Here is an 8870-nt window from a genome sequence, read left to right as displayed (position 1 = left end):
GTCTTACATCGCTCTGTATGACTGCACCATTGCATGGCTTTTGTAAGATATTTACTATATTCAGCTTTAGTCATGTGCGGCTATTACAAATCTGTCTTTATTGTGAATATCCTTTATTACTTTTACTGTTCTGTAAGCGCTATCAAACAGATTTTTTGTTTCAGCTCCAAGGGATTCATTAATTTCCATAATAATCACACCCGTCGCCGAAAGATTTTTTTGGGCATACTTTTTTATAGCTTCATAAAACTGTAATGCATTGCTATCTTCCACAAACAAGGCTATATCAGGTTCATAATCTAATACATTTTTTTGCATTAAGCCCTTTTCAGATGCTTTTACATATGGTGGGTTGCTGACAATTACATCAAAAGGTTTTTCCCGGTTTTTCATTGGATTAAGGATATTGTCCCTGAAAAATTCCACTTCCGCATCATTGAATTCCGCATTTCTTTTAGCAATTTTCAATATTTGTGCATCATAATCCATTGCCCAAACATTTGCCGGCATTGCAAGACTTAATGAAACAGCAATACAACCTGATCCGGTACCGATATCAAGTATACTGCGGGCATTTGGAGCGTATTGCTTTACAATATCGATTATTTCCTCAGTTTCAGACCGGGGGATGAGTACATTATGATCGACATAAAACTTCCGTTCTAAGAACCAGGCTTCATTGAGAATATACTGCACTGGTTCGCCGGTTTTTAGCCGTTCTGATATTTCTTTGAACCATGCATGCTGTTTGTCTTCTATTTCCTTACTGGTGTTTAGGTAAAAATCTGTTCGGGACATACTTGTGATGTGCTCAAGCGCAACAAAAAACAAACTATCTGTCTCTGAGGTTTCATAAGTCCCTGCAAGAGCTGCTCTAAAGGATTTTAATAAAGATTGGTATGTCATTGAAAAAAATATAAATTAACTTTGATCAGGATTAAAAATACTAAATGGGAGCTAAATATTCAAATAGCTTCAAAAAATATAAAAGTAATAGTAAAAGATATACCATGGGACAAGAAATAACAGATTTTGACAAACGCATGATGCAAAGGTGTTTTAAATTGGCTGAAAATGGTGCTGGTCATGTAGCCCCGAATCCCATGGTAGGATGTGTAATAACACACGAAGATAAAATTATTGGTGAAGGTTTTCACAGGGCCTATGGTAAACCCCATGCCGAAGTCAACGCCATTCATTCGGTTAAAAAAATTGATCTGCTGAAGAAAGCAACGCTTTACGTTAATCTTGAACCTTGTGCGCACCATGGTAAAACTCCTCCCTGCAGCGATTTAATTGCTGCGCATCAAATACCCCGGGTTGTAATCAGTAATGTTGACCCTTATGCCAAAGTGGCAGGGAAAGGGATTGAGAAACTTGAGGCTGCCGGCACAGAAGTTATACATGGGGTTAAAAAGGCTCAGGGCTGGTTTTTAAACCGCCGCTTTTTTACTTACCACACCCAAAAACGCCCATGGATTATTTTAAAATGGGCGGAAAGTGCTGATGGTTTTTTAGATATATATCGTGATAATACTGACGATTTGCGCCCCACATGGCTTACAAATCAAATGGCTAAACACCTGGTACACCGCTGGAGAGCAGAAGAACAGAGTATATTGGTCGGACAAAATACTGCTTTACTCGATAACCCCAAATTAAATACACGAGAGTGGCATGGAAGCAATCCCTTACGCATACTTATTGATCCTGAACTAAAGGTACCTTCCGGATATCATATCCTGGATAAAAACCAAAAAACACTTGTGTTTAATTGGCTGAAAGCTGAGAAAAACAACACAATTGAGTACATCAAGATCGGGCAGGAATCATCAATCATACATGCAGTTATTGAGGAGCTTTTTAAACGTTCAATACAATCTGTAATAGTAGAAGGCGGTGCCTATGTGCTTCAGCACTTTATCAATGCAAATATGTGGGATGAAACACGCAGGTTTATAGGCGAAATACATTTGAAAGATGGTATAAAGGCTCCCGATTTTAAGGAAATACCTGCCTCAAAAACACCTATGGGCAACTCAATCTTATACAAATACTTCCGCGAAAGCGATTTATTAGATCGTACGGTTAAGGCTTGATGGTTTTTTATTGTTTGAGATATAAGAAAAAACCCGCTTTTTAAAATCTTCCTTATCATCGTCGAGGAACTCAACCTCCACCGGCACATAATATATAGGCAAACTCGATTCTTTAAAACTTTTTGAATCACTGATGCGAATAGCATCTTTTTCGGTTGTGATTATTATTTTGTAGTCGCTGTCTATCTTATCAAATGCTTTAATAATACGTTTTACATCTTTAGGGCCGTAGTTATGATGGTCGCTAAAGTTCAGATGACTTATATTACTGAAATATTCAGAGAGGTGTTCTTTTAATGGTACAGGATTGGCAATACCGGTAATTAGCAGCACATTAAACTCTTTTTCTTTAGCCTCTTCAAAGCTAAGTGCTTTGTCCTGACTAAAAACGCGGGTTAAATTCCCGTACTTAAGATAGGTAAAATAAAGACTTTGGTAAGGAAAGAGCTTCATCTCTTTAGCTATAATGCGCCTATCGATTGGTTTAAGCTCTTTGGGTGTTTTAGTAACAATTACAATATTGGCTCTTCTCTTCTCATACATACTTTCCCGGAGCCGGCCGTAAGGCATGATGTAATCTTTTTCAAGGGGTCTGTTAAAATCAACGAGTAGTATGGATAAGCCTGGTTTTACATAGCGGTGTTGAAAGGCATCATCAAGTAAAATTACGTCAGGGTCAAAACCCGCTGCTCCCTTCATCAGTTTTTCAACTCCCTTTACACGGTTGCCATCCACAGCCATGCCAATATCAGGATATTTCCTTTTTATTTGTTTGGGCTCATCACCAATTTCTGATGAAGTTGATTCTTTGCCGGCAACAATGAAACCTTTCTTTTCTCTTTTGTAACCCCGACTAAGCACTGCTATTTTTTGATCTTCATGGAGTAATCGCACGATATACTCAACATGTGGTGTTTTACCTGTTCCTCCAACCGTAATGTTGCCTACTGAAATTAAAGGAATATTAAACTCCTTGGATGGCAATAGGTTAAGATCAAACATCTTGTTGCGAATCCAGACAATCATGCTGTATAAAAAAGTAAATGGTAGCAGTAGCCAACGGAACATATTATGCCTTTTTGAGTTTGCCGAATGTAAATAAAAAATGCTAAAAACGCAATTTTTTTATACTGCTACAGTGCAGGATAAAAAAAAGGGATGCACTTTGCACCCCTTTTTGATTATAATAATGCTAACCTATTACTTCACCTCTTCAAAATCTACGTCAGTAACCTCATCGTCTCCACCTTTCTTTTTCTTGGAGTCATCCTGAGCCTGACCTTGACCTTGATCTTGTTGCTCTTGTCCTCCGCCTTGTTGCTGCTGAGCATTATAAATTTCCTGTGAAGCAGCCTGGAAAACAGTATTTAGCTCGTTTATTGCCTTATCGATTTCCTCTACATCTTCTTTCTTATGCGCTTCTTTGAGTTTTTCCAGCGCCTCTTCGATTGGTTTTTTCTTATCAGCCGGAATTTTATCCCCAATTTCTTTCAATTGTTTCTCCGTCTGGAAGATAGTAGCATCAGCCTGGTTGATTTTGTCAATCCTTTCTTTTGCTTTTCTGTCTTCTTCGGCATTGGCTTCAGCTTCATTTTTCATTTTCTTGATTTCATCATCACTCAGCCCTGAAGAAGCCTCAATTCTGATGCTTTGCTCTTTTCCGGTACCTTTATCTTTTGCCGATACATTCATGATACCATTGGCATCGATATCGAAAGATACTTCAATTTGTGGTACTCCGCGAGGTGCCGGCGGTATATTATCGAGGTGAAACCGACCAATTGACTTGTTATCTTTTGCCATTGAACGTTCACCCTGCAGCACATGAATTTCTACAGAAGGCTGATTGTCTGCCGCGGTGGTAAATGTTTCTGATTTTTTGGTTGGTATTGTAGTATTGGCTTCGATGAGCTTGGTCATTACGCCACCCATGGTTTCAATACCAAGAGATAACGGTGTTACGTCAAGCAACAATACATCTTTTACATCTCCTGTCAAGACACCACCCTGAATAGCAGCACCAACAGCAACAACTTCGTCAGGGTTTACACCTTTTGAAGGGTCTTTACCGAAGAAATCTTTTACTACATTCTGAATTGCAGGTATACGTGTTGATCCACCTACAAGAATTACCTCGTCAATATCGGAGTTGCTGATATTGGCATCGCTCATTGCCTTTTTACAAGGCTCAAGCGTAGCCTGAATCAACTGATCTGCAAGTTGCTCAAATTTAGAGCGGCTCAATGAACGCACAAGGTGTTTAGGCACACCATCAACAGGCATAATGTATGGAAGGTTGATTTCTGTACTGGTTGCACTTGACAATTCGATCTTAGCTTTTTCTGCTGCTTCTTTGAGACGCTGCATAGCCATTGGATCTTTAGTCAGGTCTGCACCTTCGTCTTTTTTGAACTCATCTACTAACCAGTCGATAACTACTTCATCAAAGTCGTCACCACCAAGGTGAGTATCACCGTTGGTTGATTTTACTTCAAATACACCATCGCCTAATTCAAGAATAGAGATATCGAATGTACCACCACCAAGGTCAAAGACAGCAATCTTCATGTCTTTGTCTCTCTTGTCGAGACCATAGGCCAATGAAGCTGCAGTAGGTTCGTTAATAATGCGTTCCACTTTAAGACCTGCAATTTCGCCAGCTTCTTTTGTTGCCTGACGCTGCGAGTCGTTAAAATATGCAGGAACTGTCACTACAGCACTTGTTACGTCTTGTCCAAGATAATCTTCTGCGGTTTTCTTCATTTTTTGAAGTACCATAGCAGAAATTTCCTGGGGTGTATATTTTCTATCGTCAATTTTTACGCGTGGTGTATTGTTGTCACCTTTTACAACTTCGTATGAAGTTCTTTTTACTTCTTTACTTACATTTTCGTAGGTTTCACCCATAAACCTTTTAATGGATGAAATGGTTTTTTGTGAATTTGTAATGGCCTGACGTTTTGCCGGGTCACCGACTTTACGTTCACCATTTTCCACAAAAGCTACCATTGAAGGTGTTGTGCGTTTTCCTTCACTGTTAGGAATTACTACGGGTTCATTCCCTTCCATTACGGCAACACACGAGTTAGTTGTTCCTAAGTCAATTCCTATTACTTTACTCATATTGTATGTTTTTTAATTTATATTCAAAATTTCATACAATATGTTTCAATGTTTATGCCACAGGTAGAAACATAAAAATATGCGCAAAAATGACATTTTTAGGGCAGAAACGCCCCAAATTTCATGTCATACTGTCAACTTCTGGAATTAATTGACTGTAACGCCGAGCACAACAATATCGTCAACCTGAATTTCATCTCCTTCTTCTATCCATGATTCAATGCGATCGTCTAATATTTGTTTTTGCTCCTGCATGGGTTTCTGGTGAATATTGAAGAGTAGTTTTTTGAATGATTTGGACATAAATTTTCTTCTCCGGGGACCACCAAACTGATCGACATAGCCATCGGAGAAAGTATATAATTTCATTCCTTCTTTAATATGAACTTCTTTAGTTTCAAATGGTTTTTTCTTAATATGGATACCAATAGGCATTTTGTCAGCCTTAATCTCCTCTAAGATAAATGTATCATCGTAAAGTGCCCGCTTTGGAAGTTTTGAGCTGTCTTCCTCTGCTATGGCTTTTTTCTCTTCTTCTGTTTGTTTTCTGATGATATACAGCGGATTGTTGGCCCCTGCATAATATACCATATTTTCGTCTTTATCTATCACGTAAAGTGCCAGATCCATTCCATCTTTCGCTTTGGCATCGTCACCCTCTTGTTTTAGGGCTTCAATCACATGTGCTCTTAACTGGTTAAGGATTTCTCCGGCGTCTGTCACAACATTTTTATTGACAATTTCATTGAAGAAAGACATGCCCAGCATACTCATAAAAGCTCCCGGAACCCCGTGGCCGGTACAGTCTGCAGCCACAAGAATTGTTTTATTCTTAATTTGTGTCATCCAATAATAGTCTCCACTGACTATATCACGTGGCTTGAATAACACAAAATGTTCGGGCACTGCTTTTGAGAACATTTTTTCGGAGGGTAGTAAAGCTTGCTGTATTCTACTGGCATAATGGATACTATCGGTAATACTTTGATTTTTTTCGGCAATTTCGTCACGTTGCTTTTCAATTTCTTCTTTCTTCTCCATTATTTCTGCAGTTCGTTCCCTGACAATCTCTTCAAGCCTCTCTTTTTCTTGCTGTAATTTACGCGTACGCCACTGAACAATTACGCGAATAATAAAAACCAATACGATAAAATACCCGATAATGGCCCAAATAGTCTGATACCATGGTGGTAAAATACTGAAGCTAAAAGTACTGCGATCGCCCCCGAAGGATATATCCATTTCGTCGGGTTCACTTTCGAAGCCGTATATATTGCGTGCCCTTACCTTGAAGGTATATTCGCCGGAAGGCAGATTATTATAGTCTTCAACGGTTTTTGTATCCCATGGCGACCAGAAATCATCGTACCCTTCAAGTTTATAAGAGTATAATAGCTTATCCTCTTCTTCATAGTAAGGAGCCGAAAAAGTAAACTCTATATCATTACTGCTATACCGGAATGAAATGGGTTCTTTTTTCCCCTGTCCGGTTTTTTCAGCCGCTAATTTGCTTGTATAGCCTCCATAAATTAAGGAGTCTTTATAAAGCACAACCTTTCTTATCAACGTATTGAATGATTTATTTGCAAACCCTTTTTCCATGTCTTTGACATAGGCAAATAAACCCTTTGAACAACCAAACCAAACCACATCTTTTTCCGGATAAATGGCATCGTACTGAACATTGGGTAACCTGTTAAAAATTGCGGTATCATAAGTTGACCATGTCCCGTCTTTACTCATTCTGCGAATTCTTTGTTTCTCATCACTTATCATGCTGAAATAGTAGTGGTCTTCATCCCATTTTAATGCTGAAACACCCATATTGGTAATTGCAGCCAATTTACCAAGTTCGTTATCTTGTTTAAAGCTATCTGTAGTTTTATCGTATTTAAATACACCAGCTGGGTTAAGTGCATATAAGTTGTCATTATCAATTACAATTCTATTCTGTGTAATTGATCCTAGCTCTTCCTCATCTTTATAGCGCCTAATCTTATCATCCTCCCTGGTGTATTTTACAATTCCCTCAAAACTAGTTCCTAGCCAGTAAGCACCGTCGTAATAACCGATTTCTCTTACCTTTGAATCAATATCTTTTTTTAATTCACGTGTCCAGGAATTACCCTCATTTTTAAGAATTATAAAATTATCGTTTGTGCCTATTGCTAATTCATTTGGTTTATCGGGGTTTGGTATTGCTATTTTATAAATATAATAGTTTCGTTCTTGCTTAATTCCTTTTATCCTTCTTTCTATTATACCATTATAACCATTTTCTGTAATTTCATGAAGGCCCCTAATAGTGCCTACCAGGAGAACTTTTTTAGAGTTATACGGGTATGTATAGAGTTGTAAATCCCAAACCGAATGATCGATAATTTTTTCAAATTTGGGGTTAAAACCATCATAGGTTAGCTTGAATAATCCCGAACTGGTTCCTACATAAAGCTCATGATTGAAACGTATGATATCGAGCAAATGGCCACTCAAGCCGTTTCTTTGGTCCATAACCCTGAAAGGTAAATGCCAATCAACTCTGATAATACCGTTATTCAGGGTCGCCCATAAGGGCGTATTAATACCGCTATCTGAATATACTGATGAAACTGTTTCATCGCTCGGCAATCCTGTTTTTTGATCGTATACTTCGTAGGGCTTAAAATCTCTTGCCACCATTATTCCACCCTGCAGCGTTGCAAAAGCTTTATATTGAGTAGTTAAATCAGCATTATAAAGTTGATTTTCTTTTAAATACTGGTTAATCTCTTTATATGGTGCCCGGGCTACTCTATTTTCGGGCAGAGTCATGGTGAATAACCCGGAATCAAGTGTGCCAATTAAAACTATACTATCACTGAGTTTTTCAAGCACAAAAGCATTTTTGTTATTGATGACCCGGCTATCAATTGTAACAAATGTTGTATCTTCTGTATTTTCTGCTTTTGGATCATATTTCAACAGCCCATCATAAAACTGACCTACATAAATCTGATCATCAATCAAATGGGTAAAGTTAGTATATTGTGGTAAATCTATTACCTCTATTTTGTTATCGAAGTATTTAAAAAGCCGGTTAAATGATGCGTAATATACGGTGTCTGCCAAAACATATGTTTTCCATATATCTTTGAAATTCTCCCCTTTAGACGAATCAACCAAAGGAAGTAATGATTGATAGTGCAACATACCTTTATCATCTGGTACTAGCTTACCGAATTCATCCACAGCACCTACATAAACAACACCATCATCATCAACGGCTAAAGACCTTACAATTGAATTGTTATTAATTGAAATTTGCCTCCAGTGTTTGCCATCATACTCTAAAATCCCATCGTCATTATTACCCACGTATACAATGCCACGGTGATCTTTTACCAGAGCCCAATTTTGTTCAGTACCGCCATAATCGGTCATTCCATAGTACTTATAAAAAGGATACCCGTACTGGTTTACCTGTGCGTAACTGCCAAAAGAAACCAATGTAAAAATAAAAATGTATATTAATTTTTGCATTATTCTTAGGGTGCTTACATTATTTAAAAAAAGCAAGTCATTTTTTGTTCACAAAAATCAGTTAAAACAACTTTTTTAGCAAAATCCAATTAAAAATACAACCAATAAAAAAAGGAGACAAATAAAATT

5 protein-coding genes are annotated in these 8870 nt (G+C 37.9%); 1 reads left to right on the top strand and 4 read right to left on the bottom strand.

The window, feature by feature from the left end:
- Window positions 1–66 precede the first annotated feature (66 nt).
- Window positions 67–906: a peptide chain release factor N(5)-glutamine methyltransferase gene (prmC, locus tag VJ937_RS15470; protein WP_324068568.1), complete on the bottom strand. Its 840-nt coding sequence runs from the start codon at window positions 904–906 to the stop codon at window positions 67–69.
- 104 nt (window positions 907–1010) lie between these two features.
- Between prmC and ribD the strand changes: the two genes are divergently transcribed.
- Complete coding sequence (gene ribD / locus VJ937_RS15465) at window positions 1011–2099, top strand: bifunctional diaminohydroxyphosphoribosylaminopyrimidine deaminase/5-amino-6-(5-phosphoribosylamino)uracil reductase RibD (protein ID WP_324068566.1); 1089 nt, start codon at window positions 1011–1013, stop codon at window positions 2097–2099.
- Here the strand turns inward: ribD and lpxK are convergent.
- From lpxK to VJ937_RS15450, 3 genes are all read right to left on the bottom strand, one after another.
- Window positions 2076–3167, bottom strand: coding sequence for a tetraacyldisaccharide 4'-kinase (lpxK, locus tag VJ937_RS15460; protein WP_324068564.1), 1092 nt, complete (start codon window positions 3165–3167; stop codon window positions 2076–2078). The genes ribD and lpxK overlap by 24 nt on opposite strands.
- Before the next feature lie 132 nt (window positions 3168–3299).
- Window positions 3300–5222 (bottom strand): molecular chaperone DnaK, encoded by a 1923-nt coding sequence (gene dnaK, locus VJ937_RS15455; RefSeq protein ID WP_324068562.1) that lies wholly within the window; start codon window positions 5220–5222, stop codon window positions 3300–3302.
- 147 nt (window positions 5223–5369) lie between these two features.
- Window positions 5370–8741, bottom strand: coding sequence for a SpoIIE family protein phosphatase (locus tag VJ937_RS15450; protein WP_324068560.1), 3372 nt, complete (start codon window positions 8739–8741; stop codon window positions 5370–5372).
- Window positions 8742–8870: the final 129 nt, after the last annotated feature.

Source organism: Salinivirga sp. (genome assembly GCF_035268865.1).
Taxonomy (GTDB): Bacteria; Bacteroidota; Bacteroidia; order Bacteroidales; family Salinivirgaceae; genus Salinivirga.
This window is presented reverse-complemented; position numbering and strand designations above follow the sequence as displayed.

Excerpts from the sequence above, each read along its gene's own strand:
- prmC (WP_324068568.1), bottom strand. The coding sequence starts at position 906 with ATGACATACCAATCTTTATTAAAATCCTTTAGAGCAGCTCTTGCAGGG.
- ribD (WP_324068566.1), top strand. The coding sequence starts at position 1,011 with ATGGGACAAGAAATAACAGATTTTGACAAACGCATGATGCAAAGGTGT.
- lpxK (WP_324068564.1), bottom strand. The coding sequence starts at position 3,167 with ATGTTCCGTTGGCTACTGCTACCATTTACTTTTTTATACAGCATGATT.
- dnaK (WP_324068562.1), bottom strand. The coding sequence starts at position 5,222 with ATGAGTAAAGTAATAGGAATTGACTTAGGAACAACTAACTCGTGTGTT.
- VJ937_RS15450 (WP_324068560.1), bottom strand. The coding sequence starts at position 8,741 with ATGCAAAAATTAATATACATTTTTATTTTTACATTGGTTTCTTTTGGC.